This window comes from Modestobacter versicolor, from assembly GCF_014195485.1.
Taxonomy (GTDB): domain Bacteria; phylum Actinomycetota; class Actinomycetes; order Mycobacteriales; family Geodermatophilaceae; genus Modestobacter; species Modestobacter versicolor.
Genome location: NZ_JACIBU010000001.1, coordinates 812,331 through 832,241, shown reverse-complemented (window position 1 = coordinate 832,241; position 19,911 = coordinate 812,331). Strand labels below are relative to the sequence as shown.

19 protein-coding genes are annotated in these 19,911 nt (G+C 76.4%); 9 read left to right on the top strand and 10 right to left on the bottom strand.

Features of this window, described 5'->3' with window-relative positions; translation table 11 throughout:
* Nucleotides 1–9: 9 nt before the first annotated feature.
* Nucleotides 10–1,092 carry a zinc-dependent alcohol dehydrogenase gene (locus tag FHX36_RS04010; protein ID WP_343056567.1) on the bottom strand — a complete coding sequence of 361 codons (1,083 nt, stop codon included), beginning with the start codon at nt 1,090–1,092 and terminating at the stop codon, nt 10–12.
* On the bottom strand, nt 1,089–2,048 hold the full coding sequence (locus tag FHX36_RS04005) for a Gfo/Idh/MocA family protein (protein ID WP_110553069.1): 960 nt from the start codon (nt 2,046–2,048) through the stop codon (nt 1,089–1,091). Before FHX36_RS04005 ends, FHX36_RS04010 begins: the two co-directional genes overlap by 4 nt.
* Before the next feature lie 208 nt (nt 2,049–2,256).
* Here FHX36_RS04005 and FHX36_RS04000 point away from each other — a divergent pair, with 208 nt between their 5' ends.
* On the top strand, nt 2,257–3,549 hold the full coding sequence (locus FHX36_RS04000; RefSeq protein ID WP_281371726.1) for a glycosyltransferase: 1,293 nt from the start codon (nt 2,257–2,259) through the stop codon (nt 3,547–3,549).
* 16 nt (nt 3,550–3,565) lie between these two features.
* On the opposite strand, the gene FHX36_RS03995 is transcribed toward FHX36_RS04000, so the two are convergent.
* The 4 genes from FHX36_RS03995 to FHX36_RS03980 form a co-directional block, all read right to left on the bottom strand.
* On the bottom strand, nt 3,566–3,883 hold the full coding sequence (locus FHX36_RS03995) for a hypothetical protein (RefSeq protein WP_110553068.1): 318 nt from the start codon (nt 3,881–3,883) through the stop codon (nt 3,566–3,568).
* 254 nt (nt 3,884–4,137) lie between these two features.
* The gene (locus tag FHX36_RS03990; protein ID WP_110553067.1) at nt 4,138–4,386 is read right to left on the bottom strand and encodes a hypothetical protein; all 249 of its coding nucleotides are present in this window, start codon (nt 4,384–4,386) and stop codon (nt 4,138–4,140) included.
* A gap of 49 nt (nt 4,387–4,435) precedes the next feature.
* The gene (locus FHX36_RS03985) at nt 4,436–5,020 is read right to left on the bottom strand and encodes a hypothetical protein (protein WP_110553066.1); all 585 of its coding nucleotides are present in this window, start codon (nt 5,018–5,020) and stop codon (nt 4,436–4,438) included.
* Nucleotides 5,021–5,034: 14 nt separating this feature from the next.
* A complete protein-coding gene (locus tag FHX36_RS03980) occupies nt 5,035–6,183 on the bottom strand; it encodes a zinc-dependent alcohol dehydrogenase (RefSeq protein WP_110553065.1) in 1,149 nt (382 codons plus the stop codon).
* A gap of 96 nt (nt 6,184–6,279) precedes the next feature.
* Here FHX36_RS03980 and FHX36_RS03975 point away from each other — a divergent pair, with 96 nt between their 5' ends.
* Nucleotides 6,280–6,552 carry a YciI-like protein gene (locus FHX36_RS03975; protein ID WP_110553064.1) on the top strand — a complete coding sequence of 91 codons (273 nt, stop codon included), beginning with the start codon at nt 6,280–6,282 and terminating at the stop codon, nt 6,550–6,552.
* A 3-nt stretch (nt 6,553–6,555) separates the two neighbouring features.
* On the opposite strand, the gene FHX36_RS03970 is transcribed toward FHX36_RS03975, so the two are convergent.
* Nucleotides 6,556–7,158 carry a hypothetical protein gene (locus FHX36_RS03970; RefSeq protein ID WP_181428844.1) on the bottom strand — a complete coding sequence of 201 codons (603 nt, stop codon included), beginning with the start codon at nt 7,156–7,158 and terminating at the stop codon, nt 6,556–6,558.
* A 37-nt stretch (nt 7,159–7,195) separates the two neighbouring features.
* Nucleotides 7,196–8,110, bottom strand: a complete 915-nt coding sequence (locus FHX36_RS03965) for a LysR family transcriptional regulator (protein ID WP_110553063.1) — start codon at nt 8,108–8,110, stop codon at nt 7,196–7,198.
* 83 nt (nt 8,111–8,193) lie between these two features.
* Here FHX36_RS03965 and FHX36_RS03960 point away from each other — a divergent pair, with 83 nt between their 5' ends.
* The 3 genes from FHX36_RS03960 (at nt 8,194) to FHX36_RS03950 (ending at nt 11,785) form a co-directional block, all read left to right on the top strand.
* Nucleotides 8,194–9,075, top strand: coding sequence for a PhzF family phenazine biosynthesis protein (locus FHX36_RS03960; RefSeq protein ID WP_110553062.1), 882 nt, complete (start codon nt 8,194–8,196; stop codon nt 9,073–9,075).
* Nucleotides 9,072–10,322, top strand: coding sequence for an MFS transporter (locus tag FHX36_RS03955; protein ID WP_183513513.1), 1,251 nt, complete (start codon nt 9,072–9,074; stop codon nt 10,320–10,322). Before FHX36_RS03960 ends, FHX36_RS03955 begins: the two co-directional genes overlap by 4 nt.
* Nucleotides 10,323–10,513: 191 nt before the next feature.
* The gene (locus tag FHX36_RS03950) at nt 10,514–11,785 is read left to right on the top strand and encodes a cytochrome P450 (RefSeq protein ID WP_258372917.1); all 1,272 of its coding nucleotides are present in this window, start codon (nt 10,514–10,516) and stop codon (nt 11,783–11,785) included.
* A 10-nt stretch (nt 11,786–11,795) separates the two neighbouring features.
* Here FHX36_RS03950 and FHX36_RS03945 read toward each other — a convergent pair whose 3' ends face one another.
* A complete protein-coding gene (locus FHX36_RS03945; RefSeq protein ID WP_110553304.1) occupies nt 11,796–12,896 on the bottom strand; it encodes an L-dopachrome tautomerase-related protein in 1,101 nt (366 codons plus the stop codon).
* A 299-nt stretch (nt 12,897–13,195) separates the two neighbouring features.
* Between FHX36_RS03945 and FHX36_RS03940 the strand changes: the two genes are divergently transcribed.
* The 4 genes from FHX36_RS03940 to FHX36_RS03925 all read left to right on the top strand — a co-directional run bounded on the left by FHX36_RS03940 (nt 13,196) and on the right by FHX36_RS03925 (nt 19,121).
* Nucleotides 13,196–14,413 carry an esterase-like activity of phytase family protein gene (locus FHX36_RS03940; RefSeq protein WP_220036026.1) on the top strand — a complete coding sequence of 406 codons (1,218 nt, stop codon included), beginning with the start codon at nt 13,196–13,198 and terminating at the stop codon, nt 14,411–14,413.
* Nucleotides 14,414–14,605: 192 nt separating this feature from the next.
* Nucleotides 14,606–15,631: a 3-oxoacyl-ACP synthase III gene (locus FHX36_RS03935; protein WP_110553302.1), complete on the top strand. Its 1,026-nt coding sequence runs from the start codon at nt 14,606–14,608 to the stop codon at nt 15,629–15,631.
* Nucleotides 15,628–18,159, top strand: a complete 2,532-nt coding sequence (locus tag FHX36_RS03930) for an alpha/beta fold hydrolase (protein ID WP_343056566.1) — start codon at nt 15,628–15,630, stop codon at nt 18,157–18,159. The genes FHX36_RS03935 and FHX36_RS03930 overlap by 4 nt, the downstream gene beginning before the upstream one ends.
* Nucleotides 18,156–19,121, top strand: coding sequence for an NAD-dependent epimerase/dehydratase family protein (locus tag FHX36_RS03925; RefSeq protein WP_183513512.1), 966 nt, complete (start codon nt 18,156–18,158; stop codon nt 19,119–19,121). Before FHX36_RS03930 ends, FHX36_RS03925 begins: the two co-directional genes overlap by 4 nt.
* 4 nt (nt 19,122–19,125) lie before the next feature.
* On the opposite strand, the gene FHX36_RS03920 is transcribed toward FHX36_RS03925, so the two are convergent.
* The gene (locus FHX36_RS03920; RefSeq protein WP_220036135.1) at nt 19,126–19,899 is read right to left on the bottom strand and encodes a group II truncated hemoglobin; all 774 of its coding nucleotides are present in this window, start codon (nt 19,897–19,899) and stop codon (nt 19,126–19,128) included.
* Between the last annotated feature and the right edge of the window lie 12 nt (nt 19,900–19,911).

The following is a 19,911-nucleotide window of genomic DNA, read 5'->3' as shown; positions in this document are numbered from 1 at the left end:
GGGCACCGCTCAGACCGCGAAGGCCGCGGAGAGCACGTGCCGGCGCCGTTCGCTCAGCTCGGTGAACAGCGCCGGGGCGTCGTCGAAGGGGACGACGTCGGTGAGCAGGTGCGCGCGGACGGCGTCCCCGTGCTCGCGCAGCAGGGCCAGCGTCTCCTGCGAGAGCCGGCGGCGGTCCCAGGCGGAGCCGAGCCCGCGCGGCACCCGGCCGATCTGCGCTGCCCGCACCGACAGCCCGTTGTGGTGGAACTCCTCGCCCAGCGCCACCTCGCCGGCACCGCCGGTGTAGAAGGCCAGGTCGACCACCGTGCCCTGCGGCCGCAGGCAGCGCAGCGCGGTCGCCAGGGCGGCCGCGGTCCCGCGGCACTGGAACACCACGTCGGCGCCGTGGTCGGCCGGCCCGTGCCGCCAGCGGGTCTTCACTTCCCGGGCCACCTCGGCGGTGTCGTCGACGGCGGTCAGCCCCAGCGCGGTGGCCGCGGCCCGGCGGAGGGGTGTCGGGTCGACGACGACGACCTCCGCGGCGCCGTGCACCCGGGCGAGCAGCCCCACGAGCAGGCCGATCGCGCCGCCCCCGGTGACCACGACCAGCCGCCCGCGCACGCCGTCGGCCAGCTCGCTGCCGCCGACGTCGGCCGCGGCGTGCAGCAGGCCGTTCGCGCAGATCGGGCCGAGGTGGGCCACGTAGACGCCGAGCAGCGGGTCGAGCCCGGCCGGCAGCTGCACCACGTGCTGGGTGACCGGGTCGCCGTGCACCACGGTGGAGTGCCCGTAGGCCATCGCGACCAGCGACCCCTCGGGCACCGCCGGGGTGCGGCTGTCGGTGACCCGGGCGACCTCCATGTAGCCCAGCCGCCGCACCGGGAAGCCCTGCGGCTCGCCACGGCCGAACAGGCCCAGCTCGGCGTCCCACCCGGTGGCCAGGTAGGGGCTGGTGCCGCGGAACCAGGTGAGCTCGGTGCCGGCGGACAGGCCGGTGACCACCGTCGCCGCCCGGAACCGGCCGTCCTCGAGCGGCGGCTCGGGCGTCTCGGCGACCTCCAGCACGCCGGGGCGCGGCACCACCAGGGTGCGCACCGGCGGCCGGGTCACCCGGTCACCCGCACGGTGGTGCCGGTCCGGCCGGCCTCGGCCACCGCCCAGGCCAGCCGGTGGGTGCGCAGCGCCTCGGCCACGTCGACCAGCCCCGGTGCGGCGGGGCGGCCGCGGAGCACGTCGACGAACGCCCGGTCCACGGCGGTCCGCGCGTCCACGGTGGGCTCGGCGGTCGTCTCCCCCGCCGGGGTCGCCGTGCGCAGCGCGGTCTCGGTGAGGTGCACCGCGACGCCGTCGGCCACCAGGTCCAGCCCGGCCGCGGTCAGCGCCGGCAGCACGCACGAGGTCGTCACCGTGCCCACCGCGCCGGACGCCAGCCGCAGCACCGCCGCCGTCGCGTCGGGCACGTCCCGGCCCGCGGTGGTCGACGCGGCCGCCAGGCCGGTCACCTCGGCGACCTCGCCGGCGAGCACCCGCAGCAGGTCCAGCACGTGGGTCGCCTGCTCGACGACCTGGCCGCCCGAGCGGTCGGCCTGCGACCACCAGGCCGGCGGTGGTGTCGTGCCCCACCACCGGGCCTGGACCAGCCGGAGCGGGGCACCGGCCAGGGCCTCCCGCGCCCCGGCGACGGTGTCCAGGTGCCGCCAGTGGTAGCCGGTGGCCGTCGGCACCCCGGCATCGGCGACGGCCGCCGCCACCCGCTCGGCGGTCCCGAGGTCGGCGGCCAGCGGCTTCTCGACGAAGAACGGCAGGCCGGCGCGGAGCACCGCCCGCTCCGGCTCACCGTGGGCGAAGGGCGGCACGCACAGCCACACGGCGTCCGGCCGCGCCGCCAGCAGTGCGCCCAGGTCGGCGAGCGGCGCGACCCCGAGCTCCGCGGCGAGCGCGTCCCGGCCGGCGGGCACCGGGTCGCAGATCCCGACGACCTCGACGTCGGGCAGGCCGGCCAGCGTGCGGGCGTGCCGCGCCCCGACCCCGCCGGCGCCGACCACGCCCACCCGCAGGTCGCTCACTGTTCACCCGGACGTCGTCCGGCACCGGCTGCCCGGGCTGTCGTGCTCCGCATACTGCTGGTCCCGGCTGGGGGCGGCCTGCGCGCAGAGGTCACGCCGAGCACCGTCGCACACCCTGTCGCGCTCGGCGCCCGGATCGGTCAGTGTGACCGGCACCACTGGCACGGGGGGCGGCGCCGACGGCGCCGCACGACGGAAGGACTCCGCCATGCGTCCAGGCGCTCCCCACCGGCCGACCGCCCGCACCCGGTCGGTGCACGTCCGCCCGCTCCCGGCGGCCGTGCCGTCGCCGCGCGGCCCGCGACTGCGGCTGCTGATGGACGCCGGCCCGTGGCTGGCCGTGCCCCCCGACGGCTACGGCGGGCTGGAGAACGTCGTCGCCACCCTGACCACCGAGCTGCGCCGCCGCGGCCACGAGGTGGTGCTGGCCACGGTGGGCGAGAGCCGGCTGCCCAGCGACGGCCGGGTGTCCGCCTTCGCGCAGGGGCAGTTCGGCCGGCTGGCCGACTCCTACGCCGACGCGGCCGGCGTGGCCACGACGCACGCCCTGGCCGTGGTCGACGAGGTCCGACGGCAGGCGTCGGCCGGCACGCCGTTCGACCTGGTGCACACCCACCTGCAGGTGGTCGGGCCGGCCCTGCTGGCCGCGCTGGGCCCCGAGGCGCCCCCGGCGCTGCACACGCTGCACTGGGACCTGCACCGCAACGCGGAGTTCTACGCCGCCTTCGACGGTCGGGACCGGGTCTTCTTCGCCGGCGTCTCCCGCTCCCAGGTCGCCCGGGGGCCCGCGGCCCTGCGGCGGCAGACGCTCGGGGCGGTGCCGCTCGCGGTGCCCCTGCCGGCCGGCCCGCCGCTGCCCCGCACCGCGCGCGCGGACTTCGTCCTGGTGCTCTCCCGGCTCTGCGCGGCCAAGGGCGTCGACACCGCGGTGCGGGCCTGCCGCGCCGCCGGGATCCCGCTGGTGCTGGCCGGCCCGGTGGGCCCGTACCGGGACCGGGCCGAGCTCGACGCGGCCCTGGCCGACCCGGCGCGCACCGGTCCGGAGCACCCCGACGTCGCGTGGTTCACCGAGCACGTCGCCCCGTACGTCGACGGCGACCGGGTGCGCTGGGTGGGCACCGTCTCCGGGCCCGCCAAGGAGGACCTGCTGCGGCGGGCCCGGGCGGTGCTGACCCCGGTGCGCTGGCCCGAGCCGGGCGGCACCGCGGTCTGCGAGGCGCTGGCGGCCGGCACGCCGGTCGTCGCGATGGCGCTGGGGTGCCTGCCGTCGCTGGTGGACGACGGCGTGACCGGGTTCCTGGCAGCGGACGAGGTGGGGTTCACCGCCGCGCTGTCCCGGCTGGACGAGCTCGACCCGGAGGCGTGCGCGGCGGACGCCCGCCGCCGGTTCTCCCCCGCCGTGATGGCCGACGGCTACGAGCGGCTGTACGCGCAGGTGCTGCGCCAGGCCGCCACCGCGGGCCGGCGGCCGCCGCGGTCGGTGCCCGCGTACCGGGGCTGACCGGGCGGGCCGGGGCTCACGTGCCCGGGCAGTGCGACCGCTCTGCGCGGCGCTCGGCCAGCAGGGCGCGCTGCCGGCGCAGCCGGCGGTCCCCGGCCGAGGTGTCCAGCCCGCGGACCCGGCGCGGGCGCCGGTCGGCCTCGTCGGACAGCTGCTGAGCGGCGAGCAGGGTCGCCGAGGGCCGGTCCGGGGTGGCGGTGGCGCTGACCACCACCAGCCGGTCACCGCAGCCGTCGGTCACCGGCTCGGGGACGACGGGCAGTGCTGCGCCCACCGTGGCCGGTCCCGGGACGTCGGGGGTGCCGCCCGGGAGGACGACGGCGGTGCTCAGCACGGCAGGGTCACGCCCGCGGGGTGGGGGTCGCTGCGTCCGGGTCCGCCGGGCCGTCGTCCGGAGCGGGCCGGTCGACGACCACGGGGCGGGCGACGAGCACCGACCGCCGCGGCATGTCGCGGGGGTCGGGACGCCGCGGGGCGTCGGGTGCGTGCGGATGTGTGGGGCCCACGAGGACCGCCGATCTCCCTCCGCCAGCGGAGGGGCTGAACGCCGTGCGACGTCCGGGGGGACGTTACCCGCAGGTGGTGCGGTCAGGCGGCACCGTGGTCCCCGACCGGCCGGTCGACCTCGCCGAGGTGGGTCACCGCCAGCACCTGCGCGGTCGGGACCAGCTGGATGTCGCTGCCCTCCCCCGGACCGTCGGCGACGGTCAGCCAGCCGGGCGGGCCGAACCGGACGACCCGCCCGGCCAGCTCTACCGAGCCCTCGGGCCGCCCGGGGTCGCGCAGCCGGACCGTCGCGGAGTACAGGTGCCGGTCGTTGACGGTCGTGATGTCCATCGGGTCAGCGTCCTCCTGCGCGCACCGCCCGGCAGCGGCTGAGCCGGGGTCAGCCGCGCAGTGCGCGGACGACCTTCCGGACGCCCAGGAACGCAGCCCCGGCCCCGGCGACCCACGGCCCGGCGACCACGACCGGGTCCAGGAGCTGGTGCCGCCGGTCCGACCGCCCGCTGCGCGCCGTCCCGCTGGCGGACAGCTCGCTGAGCACGCCGGTCTCGGTGACCGGGTTGTCCGGGTGCAGCGAGGCGAACGAGCGCAGGTGGCTCCCCCAGGCGTCGACCCGGTCACCGACGATGAGCAGCAGCCAGTGCGCGTTGCGGCCCTCGCTGAACCGCTCGTAGGCGAACCGGCGGATGGCGCCGGAGAGCCCGTGCAGCGGCTGCGCGGTGCCGAACGCCGGGGTGACGAAGGCGTGCTCGATCGACCGCTCCCGCCCCGCGGACCCGGGCTGGCGGTCGGGGAAGTCCCAGTGGGCGCCGGTCTGCGCCGGGTACTGCAGCTTCGGGTAGGACGGCCGGTCGGCCGGGTCGAGGTCCGCGCCCCAGCCGGGGATGCGGGCCCGCAGCTCCTCCCGGCTCGGGGGTGGGGTCCGCTTGTCCCGGACGTAGGCGCTGGGGATGTCGCTCTCGGTCATGGTGGGCTCCGCTCTCAGGACGCGCTGGGCAGGATCAGCGGCTTGATGCAGCCGTCGAGCTTGCTCGAGAAGACGTGGTAGGCCTCGGAGATGTCCTCCAGCGGGAACCGGTGGGTGACCATCTGCCGCGGGGTGAGGTGGCCGTTGCGGACGTGCTCGAACATCCGTGGCCACTGCCGCTTCACCGGCGTCTGATTCATCCGCAGGGTCAGCCCCTTGTTCAGCGCGTCGCCGAACTTCACCGCGTTCGGGATCGGCCCGTAGGCGCCGACCACCGAGACGGTGCCGCCCTTGCGGACGCCGTCGATCGCCCAGTTCAGCGCGACCGGCGACCCGCCCTGCAGCTTGAGCTTGGTGCCGGCGATGTGCTGCAGGGCGTTCCCGTCGGCCTCGGCGCCCACCGCCTCGATGACCACGTCGGCGCCGAGGAAGTCGGTCTGCTTCTTCATCTCCACGACGATGTCGTCGTGCTCGTCGTAGTCGAGCGTCTCGGCGTGGGCCATGGTGCGGGCCTTCTCCAGCCGCTCGGGCAGGTGGTCGATGACGATGACCCGGCCGGCGCCCATCAGCCACGACGACTGGGCGGCGATCAGGCCGACCGGCCCGGCACCGAGCACCACCACGGTGTCGCCCTCGGCGATCTCGCCCAGCTGGGCGCCGAAGTAGCCGGTGGCGGCGGCGTCGGTGAGCAGGACGGCGTCCTCGTCGTGCATCCAGTCCGGGATCTTGACCGGGCCGACGTCGGCGAAGGGCACCCGCACGTACTCGGCCTGGCCGCCGTCGTAGCCACCGGTGGTGTGCGAGTAGCCGTAGATCCCGCCGACCGCCGTGGCGTTCGGGTTCACGTTGTGGCAGTTGGAGTACAGGCCGCGGGCGCAGAACCAGCACGACCCGCAGAAGATGTTGAAGGGCACCATCACCCGGTCGCCGACCTGCAGGTCCTGCACCGACGGGCCGACCTCGTCGACGACGCCGATGAACTCGTGGCCGAACGTGTGGCCGACCCGGGTGTCCGGCATCAGCCCGTGGTAGAGGTGCAGGTCGGAGCCGCAGATGGCGGCGAGCTGGACCTTCACGATCGCGTCGTTGGGGTGCTCGATCCGGGGCTTGTCCTTCTCCTCGACCCGCAGCTTGTACGGGCCGCGGTACGTCATCGCGCGCATGGTGCCTCCTGGGGGGACTGCTCGTCCGCTGGCCAGTGCCCGCCCCGGCGCCGGGGAAACCGACCCGCCCGGGCGGCGGTGTGTGAGGGTCGGGGCATGTACCTGGTCCTGGAGTACGCGCTGGCCGACGACTACCTCGAGCGCCGGGCGGCGCTGCGCGAGGAGCACCTCGCGCTGGCCCGGGCGGCGCACGACCGCGGTGAGCTGCTGCTGGCCGGCGCGCTGCCCGACCCCTTCGACCGGGCGCTGCTGGTGTGGACCGCCCCGCGGGAGGTGGTCGAGGCGTTCGCCGCCGCCGACCCCTACGTCGTCCGGGGGCTCGTGACCGGCTGGACGGTGCGGGAGTGGGCCGTCGTGGTCGGCGGCTGAACGTCAGGGCAGCTGCACGGTCGTCATGACCCGGACGACCGACGGCCGCGGCGGCACCGAGCCGAAGCCGAAGGTGACCGGCGGCCGCACCGCGGTGAGCGCCCCCAGCGGCTCGCCGTCCCAGCGGGCGTCGACCCCGGTCAGCGTGTGCAGGTCCTGCACGCCGTACCACTCGGTCCGGCCGTTCCCGGCGGAGCCCTTCGTGCGCAGGCCGGTGCTGAGCCGAGCCGGCAGGTCGAGCAGCCCGACCCAGGCCGGGGTGCGCGCGAGCCGGGCGGGCACCGCGTGCAGGAGCCGGCCCAACGCCGGCCGCGGCCCGGTGCGCACGCGCCCCTGCAGCGGGCCGGCGTCGACCGTCCAGGTCGTGCCGTCGGGCCGGCCGACCGTCACCGGGACCAGCCGCACCTCGTCGAAGGTGTAGGTGCTCCCGACGAAGGCGGCGACCTCCTCGGTCGGCGCGAGCAGCACCCGGTGGCCGTCGGGGCGCTGGACCATCACGTCGGAGATCGGCCCCAGCGGCGAGCGCGCCCAGTGCCCCAGGACGACCCGGGTGCCCGACGTGGTGCCGAGCCCGAGGATCCAGCCGTCGAACTGCAGTCGCGTCACCGGCTCCCGGTATCCGGGAGCGGCGGTGCCCAACCGGTCAGGCCACCTGCCGGGGACGGGCGCCGGCGGGTCCACCGAGCAGGTCCATCGCCAGGTCGACCAGCAGGTCGACCGCGGGGGTGGACGTTCGGCCGGGGTGAGTGACCAGCACGACGGCGTGGTCGGGCAGCTCGGGGCCGGCGACCACGGCCAGCGTGCCGTCGGCCAGGTCGCGCTCGGCGGTCACGACGGGCAGCACCGTCACCCCCAGCCCGGTCGCGGCGCAGCGCTTCACCGTCTCCACGCTGCCGAACCGGGAGCGCTTGACCGGCGGCTGCCCGGCCGCCGCGAGCAGGGTGGCCGCGGCGTCGCTGTAGCTGCATCCCTCCTCCAGCAGCAGCGCGCACTCCTGCGCCACGTCCGCCCAGCTGCGCCGCCCGCGCGTCAGCGGCGAGGACGGGGCCGCCAGCACCGCCAGCGGCAGGTCGCGCACGTGCCGCACCCGCAGGTCCGGCGCGCTCAGCCCGGCATCGACCACCAGCGCGGCGTCGACCTCCCCGTCGCGCACCCCCTGCAGCGCGCGGGCGGTGCCGGCCGGCCGCAGCGCCAGCCGCACCCCGGGCGCGTGCTCGCGCATGGCGGCGATGAGCACCGGCAGCTGGTGGGCGCACAACGACTCGGGGGCGACCAGTGTCACCGCCCCCGACAGCGGGCCGGTGGCCTCCGGCACCTCGCGGCGCAACCGTTCCTCCAGGGCCAACAGGTCCCCGGCCGCCGGCATCAACCGCAGCCCCGCCGCGGTCGGGACGGCACCGCTGGGCAGCCGGTCCAGCAGCCGGGTGCCGAGCTGGCGCTCCAGCGACTGGACGTGGGCGGTCACCGTCGACTGGACGTACCCGAGCTCAGCGGCGGCCCCGGTGAAGCTGCGCGCCCGGACGACGGCCTGGAAGGTGCGCAGCAGCTCGGTCTCCACCGCAACAGGCTATCGGCCAAGCCGATGGCCGTCATCATGCATCTTCGTTGGACGCGATCGCCGGTCAGCTCGATGGTGGGTCCATGTCCTCCCCAGTCCTGCGGTACGCCGCCTTCACCGACGGCGGCCGCGGCGGCAACCCGGCCGGCGTCGTCCTCGACGCCACCGGCCTCACCGAGGCCGCGATGCTCGCCACCGCCGCCGCGGTCGGGTACTCCGAGACCGCCTTCCTCGTCCCGGGGGCCGCCCCCGGCCAGCACACCGTCCGGTACTTCTCCCCGCTGGCCGAGGTCGCCTTCTGCGGCCACGCCACCGTCGCGGCGGCCGTCGCGCTGGCCGAGCGGGACGGGCCGGGCCGGCTCCTCCTCGCCACGGCCGCCGGCCCGGTCGAGGTCACGACGGCGTCCGGTCCGGACGGGACGACGGCGACCCTCACCTCCGTGCCCGCCACCAGCCGCCCGGCGACCGCCGCCCAGCTGGACGCGACCCTGGCCGCCCTCGGCTGGGCGCACGCAGACCTCGACCCCCGGTTCCCGGCCGCCGTCGCCTCGGCCGGCAACGACCACCTGGTGCTCGGCGTGCGCACTCGAGCCCGGCTGCGCGACCTGCACTACGACTTCCCGGCCCTGCAGCAGCTCATGGCCGCCGAGGGCTGGACCACCGTCCACCTGTTCGTGGCCGACGACCCCGCCACGTTCTCCGCCCGCGACCCCTTCCCACCCGGCGGGGTGGTCGAGGACGCCGCCACGGGAGCGGCCGCCGCGGCGTTCGGGGGCTACCTGCGGGACCTCGGTCGCGCGCCCGCCACCGGGAGGCTGACGGTGCTGCAGGGCGCCGACATGGGCTCCCCCAGCCGGCTGCTCGTCGAGCTCGTGCCGGGCAGCGCCCGGGTCCGGGTCACCGGTGCCGCCACCCGGCTCCCGGCCCTGGCGCCGGTGACCCGGCACGCCGCCGCGGGCCGATGACGAGCACGCTCTCCCAGCCGCTGGACCGCACGTCGCGGGGAGCCGGCCGGCTGCTGCTGGCCGCGGTCCTGCTCACCGCGCTCGACCTGCGCACCGCCGTGACCAGCATCGGACCGGTGCTCAGCGAGCTCCGGGCGGGCACCGGCGCGTCCGCCCAGCTGCTCGGGCAGCTCACCGCCCTGCCGCTGGTCTGCTTCGCCGTCGTCGGGTCCGCGGCACCGGCGACCGCGCGACGACTGGGCTCCTACCGCACGCTCGCCGCCGCGATGGCGCTGATGGCCGCCGGGCTGCTGCTCCGCGCGGTCAGCGACGCCCCCGGCACCCTGCTGGCCTGCACCGCGCTGGCGCTGGTCGGTGGCGCGGTGGGGAACGTGCTGCTGCCGGTGCTGGTCAAGGAGCACTTCGCCGACCGGGTCGGATCGCTCACCGCCGCCTACAGCACCGCCCTGGCGGTGGGCGCCACGCTGGCGGCGGGCACCACCGTGCCGCTGGCCGAGTGGGCCGGCCGCGGGTCCGCCGCCGGAGGCTGGCGGACCGCGATCGGCGTCTGGGCGCTCCCGGCCGCGGTCACCGCGCTGCTGTGGCTCGCGGTCGCCGCCCGCCGTCCCGCGCCCGCACCGGCCGGCGGGCGCCCGGCGGTCCGAGGCCCGGCACGCAGCACCACCGGCTGGGCCCTGGCCGGCTACTTCGGCGCCCAGTCCCTGATGGCCTTCGTCACCGTGGGCTGGGCAGCCCAGTTCGCCTGGGACTCCGGCGTCCCGGCCGCGACGGCGGGCTGGCTGCTGGCCCTGAGCCTGGCGCTGGCGGTGCCCGTGTCGCTCGTCGTCCCCCGGCTGGCCACCCGGCTGGCCTCGCCCCGGCCGGTCGTCGTCGCCCTGGCGCTGTGCTACCTCGCCGGCTACCTGGTCATGCTGACCGCGCCGGTGGCCGGCGCCTGCGTGTGGGCGGTGCTCCTCGGCGTCGGCGGCGGCACCTACCCGCTGGCGCTGACCCTGATCGGGCTCCGCTCGGACACCCCGGCGCAGACCGCCTCGCTGTCGGCGTTCGTCCAGGGCGCCGGTTACCTGCTCGCCGCCACCGGTCCGCTGCTGGTCGGCCGGCTGTACGCGGGTACCGGCTGGACCGGCCCCTTCGTCGTCCTGTTCGCCGCCCTGGCCCTGCAGCTGGGCTGCGGCTGGCACGCGGCCCGCCCCGTTCCCCGCCCGGGGCTCTCCGCGGCCGCACCCGAACCGGTGGCGCACGTGTGACGGATGCGGCGCCCGGCGACCCGCCGGGGCGTGGCGGCCTTGATCACGGAGAGGGTCCTGGAGTACGAAGACGACATCGTCTTCGACATCCCGGAAGGGGCCTCGTGTTCGGCACCCCGGACCGGTTGCACCGCCAGCGCACTGTCCCGACGGCCCGGCGCCGTCTGCGGGGCCGCCGAGTGGCACCAGCAGTGAGGTCCCGGGCCCGCGCCTGGGCCGGCCGCCTCGTCGCCCGCCGCATCCAGCGCAAGGGCATCGACCTCTCCGCCCTCACCTTCATCCCGGAGAAGGCGAAGGTGCCGCTGCAGCGCGTCGGCACCGACCCGGTGCCCCGGCTGGCCCAGCTGCGCGCCACCGACCCGGTGCACCGGCTGAAGCTGCCCTTCGACTTCCGGGTGCACCTGGTCACGGGTCACGACCAGGTGCGCGCCGTGCTGGCCGACCGGGACAGCTACAGCAACGACATCCGGCACCTGCTGCCCGGCACGGGCCCGACCACCGCCGAGGACGTCGGCGGCCTGGGCTTCACCGACGCCCCGGTGCACACCCGGCTGCGCAAGATCGTCACCCCCGAGTTCACGATGCGCCGGCTGGCCCGGCTCGAGCCGATGATCGAGCGCTTCGTCGAGCAGCAGCTCGACGAGCTCGAGGCCGCCGGCCCCGGCGCCGACCTGGCCAAGCTGGTCTCCTTCCCGGTGCCGTTCCAGACCATCTGCGCGCTGCTCGGCCTCGACCTCGACGACCGCGACGCCTTCGCCCGCCTCGGCGTGCAGCGCTTCGACGCCACCGGTGGCGCCGCGGGTGCCTTCGGCGCCGTCTCCGAGCAGCGGGAGTTCCTCTTCGACGCCGTCGCCCGGCAGCGCAAGGAGCCCGGCCCGGGGCTGATCGGCCAGATCATCCGCGACGAGGGCGACCTGATCTCCGACGTCGACCTCGCCGGGCTGGCCGACGGGGTCTTCACCGGCGGCTACGAGACGACCGCCGGGATGATCTCGCTGTCCACGATGGTGCTGCTGCGCGACCCGGCGCACGCCGCGCTGGTGCGCGGCGGCTCTCGCAAGGACGTCGACCGGGTGGTCGAGGAGCTGCTGCGCTACCTGTCGGTGGTGCAGGTGGCCTTCCCCCGCTTCGCCAAGCACGACCTGGAGATCGACGGCCACCAGCTCAAGGCCGGCGACGTCGTCATCGCCTCGCTCAGCGGCGCGAACCGCGACCCGGCCAGCGCCGGCACGGACCCGGACACCTTCGACCCGGCCCGGGTGCCCAGCAGCGGGCACCTCGCGTTCGGGCACGGCATCCACCGCTGCATCGGCGCCGAGCTGGCCCGGATGGAGCTGCGGGTGGTGCTGCCCGCGCTGCTCCGCCGCTTCCCGGACCTGGCCCTCGCCGTGCCCGCGGAGGAGCTGAGCTTCCGGCAGCTCTCCTTCGTCTTCGGCATCGACGAGCTGCCGGTCACCTTCTGAGCCGGGCAGCTCAGCGCAGCCGCACCGGTCCGGCGTCGATCGGGGTGCGGAACAGCACGTAGGGCCTGCGCCGCTCGTCCCGCCCGCCGCGGTACTTGTCCTGCCGGTACAGCTGGTTCGCCGTCACGTACAGGTGCCCGTCGGCGGCCACCGACATGGTGTCCGGCCAGAGCAGCCGGGGGTCGTGCACGACCGTCTCCCAGGTGCCGTCCGGCAGCCGCCGGTGGATCGCGTCGTGCTCGCCGTCGGTCACGTACAGCCGGCCCTGGTCGTCGGTCTCCAGGCCGTCGCTGACGCAGCCCTTGTCCCCCTCGTCGACGACGGTGGCCCCGACGGCGTCGTCGTCGACCGAGCGGTCGGTGAGCGCGTCCACCGAGACGGAGTACCAGCGCCGCCCGGCCATCGGGCACCAGTACAGCCGGCTGCCGTCGGCGGCGATCGCGATCCCGTCGGCGCCCATCCGGATCGGCGAGGTGCTGCCGTCCTCGGCCCGCTCGGTGAACTCCTGGCCCTCGACCACCATCCGCAGGTCCGGCGGGAGCACCGCCTTGGTGGCCGGGTGCTCGTGCAGCCGCCGCCAGCTCTCCCCGGTGGCCAGGTCGACCACGATGAGGCCGTTGGGCCCGGAGTCGGAGGAGTCGGTGATGTACGCCGTCCCGGCCTCGCCGCGGCGCAGGTCGAACCGCACGTCGTTGAGGTACGTGGTCGGCAGCGCGACGTCGGTCGGGAACAGGATCGTCTGCGCGACGGTGTCGGTGGTCAGGTCGACGCAGACCAGCTTCGGCCCGCCGTGCTCGGTGGGCTGGAACAGCGGGCTGCCGGTGTCCAGCAGCCACAGCCGGTCGGCCGGGTCGACGACGATGCTCTGCACCGAGACCAGCCGTTCGGCGTCGGCGTCCGAGCGGTTGTCGTTGAGCTCCTGGCTCGGGAACGCGACGACCTCGCCGTCGCGGAGCTCGCCGACCGTGAACACCACCTCGTCGCCCCACTTCGGGTAGCAGACGAACACCCGGCCGGCGTGCGAGACGCTCACCCCGGTCGGCATCGCGTCGCCGAACAGGTGCACGACCTCCAGCTCACCGAGGGTCTCGTCGACGGCGGGCTCGGACACGGGGCCTCCACGGGGTCGCGCCGCACCGGGTCCCGGTGCGGTCTCCCCCGCCGCCTACCCGGCCGGACGGCTGCGGAACACGATCAGCCGGTCGAGCCGACCACGCGCACCTCCACCTGCCGGTCCCGGGACGACCGCGGGCGTCCCCACCGGCCGGTCGGCGGCAGACCGCCCCGACCGGCGTCCACGGCGGCGTTCACGGTGGCGTCGCGGGCCGTGCACGCGCGGGTCGTCCGCCGTCCCCCCCGCCGGTGCAGCGTCCTGGACGTCCGCTGTGCACCCCCTCTGGAGGTCATCCCGTGCGTCGTCCCCGCCCCCTCGTGCTCGCCGGCGCATCCGCGCTGGTCGGGCTCCTCCTCGGCGGCCTCGCCGTCCCGGCCCTGGCCGGACCGTCCGGGCCGGTGCCCCGCGGCTCCGGCCTGCAGCAGGCCGAGCTGGTCGGCCACGCGGTGCTGCCCGCCCTCACCTTCGGCGAGCAGATCCCCTCCGGGGCGCTGGTGGCCGACGCCAACGGCGTCGACGCCCCGTTCCCCGCCCAGCCGGTGCAGGGCTTCTCCGGGCTGCTGGTTCAGAACGGCGGGGAGGCGTTCGTCCTCTCCGACAACGGCTACGGCACCAAGGCCAACAGCGCCGACTACCTGCTGCGGGTCAACCGGCTGCGGGTCGACGTGGTCACCAGCGAGGTGACCGTGGTGGGCGGGTTCGGCCTGTCCGACCCGCGAAAGGTGCTGACCCAGCCGCTCACCCGCGCCGACCGGCGGCTGACCGGGGCCGACTTCGACCCGGAGTCCTTCCAGCGGATGCCCGACGGCACGTTCTGGTTCGGCGAGGAGTTCGGCCCCTCGCTGCTGCACACCGACGCCCAGGGCCGGGTGCTGTCCGCCCCGGTCGCCCCGGCCGGCGTGCGCTCGCCCGACGCCCCGGACCTGGCCGGCGGCCAGCCGACGATCGGCTCGAGCAAGGGCTTCGAGGGCATGGCGCTCTCGCCCGACGGCCGCACGCTCTACCCGATGCTCGAGGGCGCCGTGGCCGGCGACGACCCGCAGACGCTGCGGATCTACTCCTTCGACACCAGGACCGGGAAGTACACCGGGCTGAAGAGCCAGTTCCGGCTGGAGAGCCCCGGCGACGCCATCGGCGACCTGGTCGCGCTGGACGACGACCGCTTCCTGGTGATCGAGCGGGACAACGCGCAGGGCCCGGCGTCCCAGCTCAAGGCGGTCTACCTGCTCGACACCCGCGACGCCGACCGCGACGGCTTCGCCGACAAGGAGCTGCTGGTCAACCTGCTCGCGATCCCGGACCCGGAGGGCGTCGCCGGCGCCCCCGGCTCGTTCTTCACCTTCCCGTTCGTGACCATCGAGCAGCTCGCCGTGCTGGACGACCACACGATCGTCGTGGGCAACGACAACAACTTCCCCGGCTCCAACGGCCGCACCGCCGGGGTGCCCGACGACAACGAGTACGCGTTCATCCAGGTCGACCAGGACCTCGACGTGGCGGCTCCCCGCCGCTGACCCGCCGCTGACCTGCCGTCCGGGCCCGGCCTCCCCCGCCGGGCCCGGGCGCGCACGGCCCGCCGGCGACGTGACGCAGCAGACATCCAGGTGGACGGCGGGCGGCATACCGGGAACCGGGCCGGGTACTGCCCGGGGGAACAGGGCGGCGCACGTGGAAGAGTCGGCCCTCCCGACGACTGGACCCCGCCCATGAGTGGCAATGCCACGCACCGTTTCCGCAACACCAGCATCCTGACCGTGCAGACCGCCGACGCCTCGCAGGTCATCACCTCCGACGCCCTCGACGAGCGCCTGCTGGACACCTACCAGCGGGTGGGGCTGCGCCCCGGGCTGCTCGAGCGGCTCTGCGGCATCCGCGAACGGCGCTGGTGGGCCGAGGGCGTCAGCTTCGTCGACGGCGCCGCCATGGCCGGCGCCAAGGCGATCAGCGAGAGCGGCGTCGACCCGGCCGGCATCGGCCTCATGATCAACACCTCGGTGAGCCGCAAGTACCTGGAGCCCTCGACGGCGGTCGCCGTCCACTCCGCGCTCGGCCTCCCCCGCTCCGCGCAGAACTTCGACGTCACCAACGCCTGCCTCGGCTTCGTCAACGGCATGGAATTGGCCGCCGCGATGATCGACTCCGGGATGATCGACCACGCCCTGATCGTCAACGGCGAGGACCCGCAGATCGCCCAGGAGCGCACCATCGACCGGCTCAACGGCCCGGGCACCACCAGCAAGGACGTCATCGCCGAGTTCGCCACGCTCACGCTCGGCTCGGGCGCTGCCGCGATGGTGCTCGGCCGCACCGACCAGCACCCCGAGGGCCACCGGATGGTCGGCTCGGTCACCCGCGCGGCCACCGAGCACCACGAGCTGTGCGTCGGCGACTTCACCATGATGCGCACCGACCTCAAAGGCCTGCTCGACGCCGGCATGGAGCTGTCCGAGGACATGTGGCGCGAGGCCCGCGCGGAGTTCGACTGGGCCCAGGGCATGGACCGCTACGTCATCCACCAGGTCTCCAAGGTGCACACCGCCGCGATGTGCGAGCGGTTCGGCATCGACGAGGCACTGGTGCCCACCACCTTCCCGACCCGCGGCAACCTCGGCCCGGCGTCGGTCCCGTTCACCCTGGCCGGCGAGCAGGACTCGCTGGACGACGGCGACCGGGTGCTGCTGATGGGCGTCGGCTCGGGCCTGAACGTCTCCTGCCTCGAGATCGCCTGGTGAGGGCTCCCACCTCCCTCCCGGCCGGCCTCCCCGGGCTCGACCCCGCCTGGTCGCGGCACCTCACCGTCGCCGACGCCGCGGGCACCAAGCACGACTGGCACCTGCTGGACAACGGCGTCCCCGACCCCGTCGGCACCCTGCTCTGCGTGCACGGCAACCCGACCTGGTCCTACCTGTGGCGCCGGCTGCTCGCCGCCGCGCCGCCCGGCTGGCGGGTCGTCGCCGTCGACCAGCTCGGCATGGGCTTCTCCGAGCGGCTCGCCGCCCCCCGGCCGCTGGCCCAGCGGGTCGCCGACCTCGGTGACCTCACCGCGGCGCTGGGCCTCACCGGCCCGGTCGTCACCGTCGGCCACGACTGGGGCGGCGTCATCTCCCTCGGCTGGGCGCTGCAGCACCGCGAGCAGCTGCGCGGCGTCGTGCTGGCCAACACCGCCGTCGCCATGCCCGAGGGCGACCTCGGGCCCGCGCTGATCCGGCTGGCCCACGCCCCGGGCGTGCGCGCCGCGGTCACCGTCGGCACCCCGGTGTTCGTCCGGGCCACCACCGCGCTGTCCTGGCCGCCGCTGCCCGCCGACGTCCGCGACGCCTTCGCCGCCCCCTACGGCTCACCGGCCCGCCGCCGCTCCGTGGGCGACTTCGTCGCCGACATCCCGTTCTCCCCCGCGCACCCCTCCCGGTCCGCGCAGGAGGCGATCGCCGAGGGCATCCGCGGCCTCGACGTCCCGGCGCTGCTGCTGTGGGGCCCGCGTGACCCGGTGTTCGGCGAGCGCTACCTGGCCGACCTGCGCGAGCGGGTGCCGCACGCCCAGCTGCACCGGTTCGAGGGCGCCTCGCACCTGCTGCCCGAGGACGCCCCGCAGTACGCGACCGCGATCGCCCAGTGGGTCACCGACCTCGACGCCGACCGGCCGGTCCCGGCCGAGCCTGCCGCCCCGCTCACCGGCTCCCCGTGGGCCGCGCTCACCGCGCGGGCCGACGACGACTCCCCCGCCGTGGTCGAGGTGTCGGGCGGCACCGTCTCCTGGGCGCAGCTGCACCAGCGGGTCGAGCGCCTGGCCGCCGGGCTGGCCTCCGCCGGCGTCGCGCCCGGGCACCGGGTCGGCCTGCTCGTCGAGCCCTCCGCCGACCTGACCGCCGCCGTTTACGCGATCTGGCGGGCCGGCGCGGTCATCGTGGTCGCCGACAAGGGCCTGGGGCTGCGCGGCATGCGCCGGGCGCTGCGCAGCGCCGGCGTCGACGCGGTCATCGGCAGCGCCCAGGGGCTGGCCGCCGCGCGGGCCATGCGGCTGCCCGGCCGCCGGATCGCGGCCGGGGTGCCCGCGCGCGCCGCCCGGGCACTCGGGGCCGCGCACACCCTGGACGAGCTCGAGCACCTCGGTCGGTCAGCGCCCCCGCCGCCCGAGGGCCCGGCCGACGCCGACTGCGCCGTGCTCTTCACCTCCGGGGCCACCGGGCCGGCGAAGGGCGTCGTCTACACCCGCCGCCAGGCGCAGGCCCAGCTGGACCTGGTGCGCAGCACCTACCGGCTCGGCGCCGAGGACCGGCTGGTCGCCGCCTTCGCGCCGTTCGCCATCCTCGGGCCGGCGCTGGGCATCGGCTCCGCCGTGCCGGACATCGACGTCACCGCCCCGGGCTCGCTCACCGCGGCGAAGCTGGCCGACGCCGCGGCCGCGGTGGGCGGCACCGTGGTCTTCGCCTCCCCCGCCGCGCTGCGCCGGGTGGTGGCCACCGCGGCCGGGCTGACCGCCGACCAGCGGGCGGCGCTGGGCCGCGTCCGGCTGCTCATGTCCGCCGGCGCCCCGGTGCCGCTGCCGCTGCTCCGCGCGCTGCGCGAGGTGCTGCCCGCCGCCGAGGCGCACACGCCGTACGGGATGACCGAGGCCCTGCCGGTCACCGACGTGTCCGCCACCGAGATCGAGGCCGCGGGCGCTGGGGACGGCGTCTGCGTCGGCCGGCCGCTCGCCGGGGTGCAGGTGCGGGTCAGCCCGCTGTCCGCCGACGGCGCGGCCGGGGGTGCGCTCACCGCCGAGCCCGGCACGACCGGCGAGGTCTGCGTCCGCGGGCCGCACGTCAAGGACCGCTACGACGCGCTGTGGATCACCGAGCGCGCCGCCTCGCGGGACCCGGGCTGGCACCGCACCGGCGACGTCGGGCACCTGGACGCCGAGGGCCGGCTGTGGATCGAGGGCCGGTTGCCGCACGTGGTCACCACCGCGACCGGCGTCGTCACCCCGGTCGGCGTCGAGCAGCGGGTCGAGGCGCTGGACGGGGTGTCGGCCGCGGCGGTCGCCGGGGTCGGCCCGGCGGGCGCCCAGGTGGTCGTGCTGGTCGTCGTCCCGGCGGCCGGCGGGCCCCGGCGCCCGGCGCTCGCCGACCCCGCCCTGGCCGACGCGGTGCGCGCGGCGGCCGGGGTCGAGGTCGCCGCCGTGCTGGTCACCGGTGAGCTGCCGGTCGACGTCCGGCACCAGTCGAAGATCGACCGGCGCGAGGTCGCCCGGCGGGCCGCCCGGGTGCTGGCCGGCCGATGAGGGTGCTCGTCACCGGCGCCAGCGGGATGCTGGGCCGGGCCACGGCGACCGCGCTGGCCCAGCGGGGCGACGAGGTGACCGTGCTGCAGCGCCGCAGCGCGGGGCTGCCGTTCCGCGAGGTGCTCGGCGACGTCGCCGACGGCGGCACCGTCGCCCGGGCGGTCGAGGGCCAGGACGCCGTGCTGCACCTGGCCGCCAAGGTCGACGTGACCGGCCGCTGGGCGGAGTACGTGCGGGCCAACGTCGCGGGCACCCGCACCGTCGTCGCGGCGTGCCGGCGGGCCGGGGTGGGCCGGCTGGTGCACGTCTCCTCCCCCTCGGTGGCGCACGGCGGCTCGGCGCTGGTCGGCGTCGGCGCGGGCCCGGCCGACCCGGAGCGGGCGCGCGGGCACTACTCGCGGTCCAAGGCCACCGCCGAGCTCGACGCGCTGGCCGCGGACTCGCCCTCCCTCGCCGTCCTGGTCGTCCGGCCGCACCTGGTCTGGGGCCCGGGTGACACCCAGCTGGTCGGGCGGATCGTCGAGCGGGCCCGCTCCGGGCGGCTGCCGCTGATCGGGTCCGGCACCGCGCTGATCGACACCACCTACGTCGACAACGCCGCCGACGCGCTGGTCGCCGCGGTCGACGCGTGCGGTCCGGTGCACGGCGAGGCGCTGGTCGTCTCCAACGGCGAGCCGCGCCCGGTGGCCGAGGTGATCGCCCGGCTGTGCCGGGCGGCCGGCGTCCCCGCACCCCGCCGCCGGGTGCCCTTCCCGCTGGCCTGGGTCGCCGGCGCCGCGGTCGAGGGCGTGTGGGCGGCGACCTCGCGCCGGGACACCCCGCCGCTCACCCGGTTCCTCGCCGAGCAGCTGGCCACGGCGCACTGGTTCGACCAGCGGCGCACCCGGGCGGCGCTGGGCTGGTCGCCCCGGGTGCCGCTGGACGAGGGCTTCGCCCGGCTGGCCACCGCCTACGCCGGCTGAGCGCTCAGCCCAGCCAGGGCGGCGCGACCCCCCAGCCCCAGCGCGGCACCGGGGCGTCGCGCACCACCGCGGCGCCGGGCTGGGAGTTGGTCAGCGCCAGCCGGGTGCCCCACTCGACGTAGCCGACGAAGGCCGCCCGGAACTCCGGGTCGTCGGGCAGCCCGGCCTCGTCCAGCGAGTCCAGCAGCAGCGAGACCCACCGCCGGCGCTGCGGCTCGGTGATCGCCTTGCCCAGGTGGTGGCCGAGCATCGCCGGGTAGCCACCGCGCTCCCGGGTGTAGCGGTCCGGGCCGCCGAAGACCTCGCCGAGCCACATCGCCACGTGCTGCGGGTGCTCGTCGTCCATGTGCGCGAACAGCGGGCCGATCAGGTCGTCGGCGAGCACGTGCGTGTAGAAGACCCGGGTCAGCCGCTCGAGCACCGGCGCACCCCCGGCCCAGTCGTACAGCGAGGGCACCGAGCCCCCCGCGCCCCGCACCGGGGTGCGCTCGTAGTGCCGCATCTCCTCGATGTCGCCGACGTAGGGGCGCACCGCGGCGAGGAACTCCGGGAACAGCTCGCCGCCGCGGAAGCCCTGCAGGTGGTCCTCGGCGGAGGTCCAGGTGATCCGCAGGACGGCGCAGGCCGGCTCGTCGACGCACCGGCTGAGCTCGTGGTCGACGCACTGCGGGGCCCGGGCCAGCACGCGGGCCGCCCGTGCGTAGTCGGCCAGGAACTGCGCCCAGCGCTCCTCGTCGACCCGGTACCGGACGTACTCGACGATCATGTCGGCTCCCATGCTCGGCAGGCC

Coding starts and splice junctions, on each gene's coding strand:
- FHX36_RS04000 (WP_281371726.1), top strand. CDS start 2,257: ATGCGTCCAGGCGCTCCCCACCGGCCGACCGCCCGCACCCGGTCGGTG.
- FHX36_RS03990 (WP_110553067.1), bottom strand. CDS start 4,386: ATGGACATCACGACCGTCAACGACCGGCACCTGTACTCCGCGACGGTC.
- FHX36_RS03985 (WP_110553066.1), bottom strand. CDS start 5,020: ATGACCGAGAGCGACATCCCCAGCGCCTACGTCCGGGACAAGCGGACC.
- FHX36_RS03980 (WP_110553065.1), bottom strand. CDS start 6,183: ATGCGCGCGATGACGTACCGCGGCCCGTACAAGCTGCGGGTCGAGGAG.
- FHX36_RS03975 (WP_110553064.1), top strand. CDS start 6,280: ATGTACCTGGTCCTGGAGTACGCGCTGGCCGACGACTACCTCGAGCGC.
- FHX36_RS03960 (WP_110553062.1), top strand. CDS start 8,194: ATGTCCTCCCCAGTCCTGCGGTACGCCGCCTTCACCGACGGCGGCCGC.
- FHX36_RS03955 (WP_183513513.1), top strand. CDS start 9,072: ATGACGAGCACGCTCTCCCAGCCGCTGGACCGCACGTCGCGGGGAGCC.
- FHX36_RS03935 (WP_110553302.1), top strand. CDS start 14,606: ATGAGTGGCAATGCCACGCACCGTTTCCGCAACACCAGCATCCTGACC.
- FHX36_RS03925 (WP_183513512.1), top strand. CDS start 18,156: ATGAGGGTGCTCGTCACCGGCGCCAGCGGGATGCTGGGCCGGGCCACG.
- FHX36_RS03920 (WP_220036135.1), bottom strand. CDS start 19,899: ATGGGAGCCGACATGATCGTCGAGTACGTCCGGTACCGGGTCGACGAG.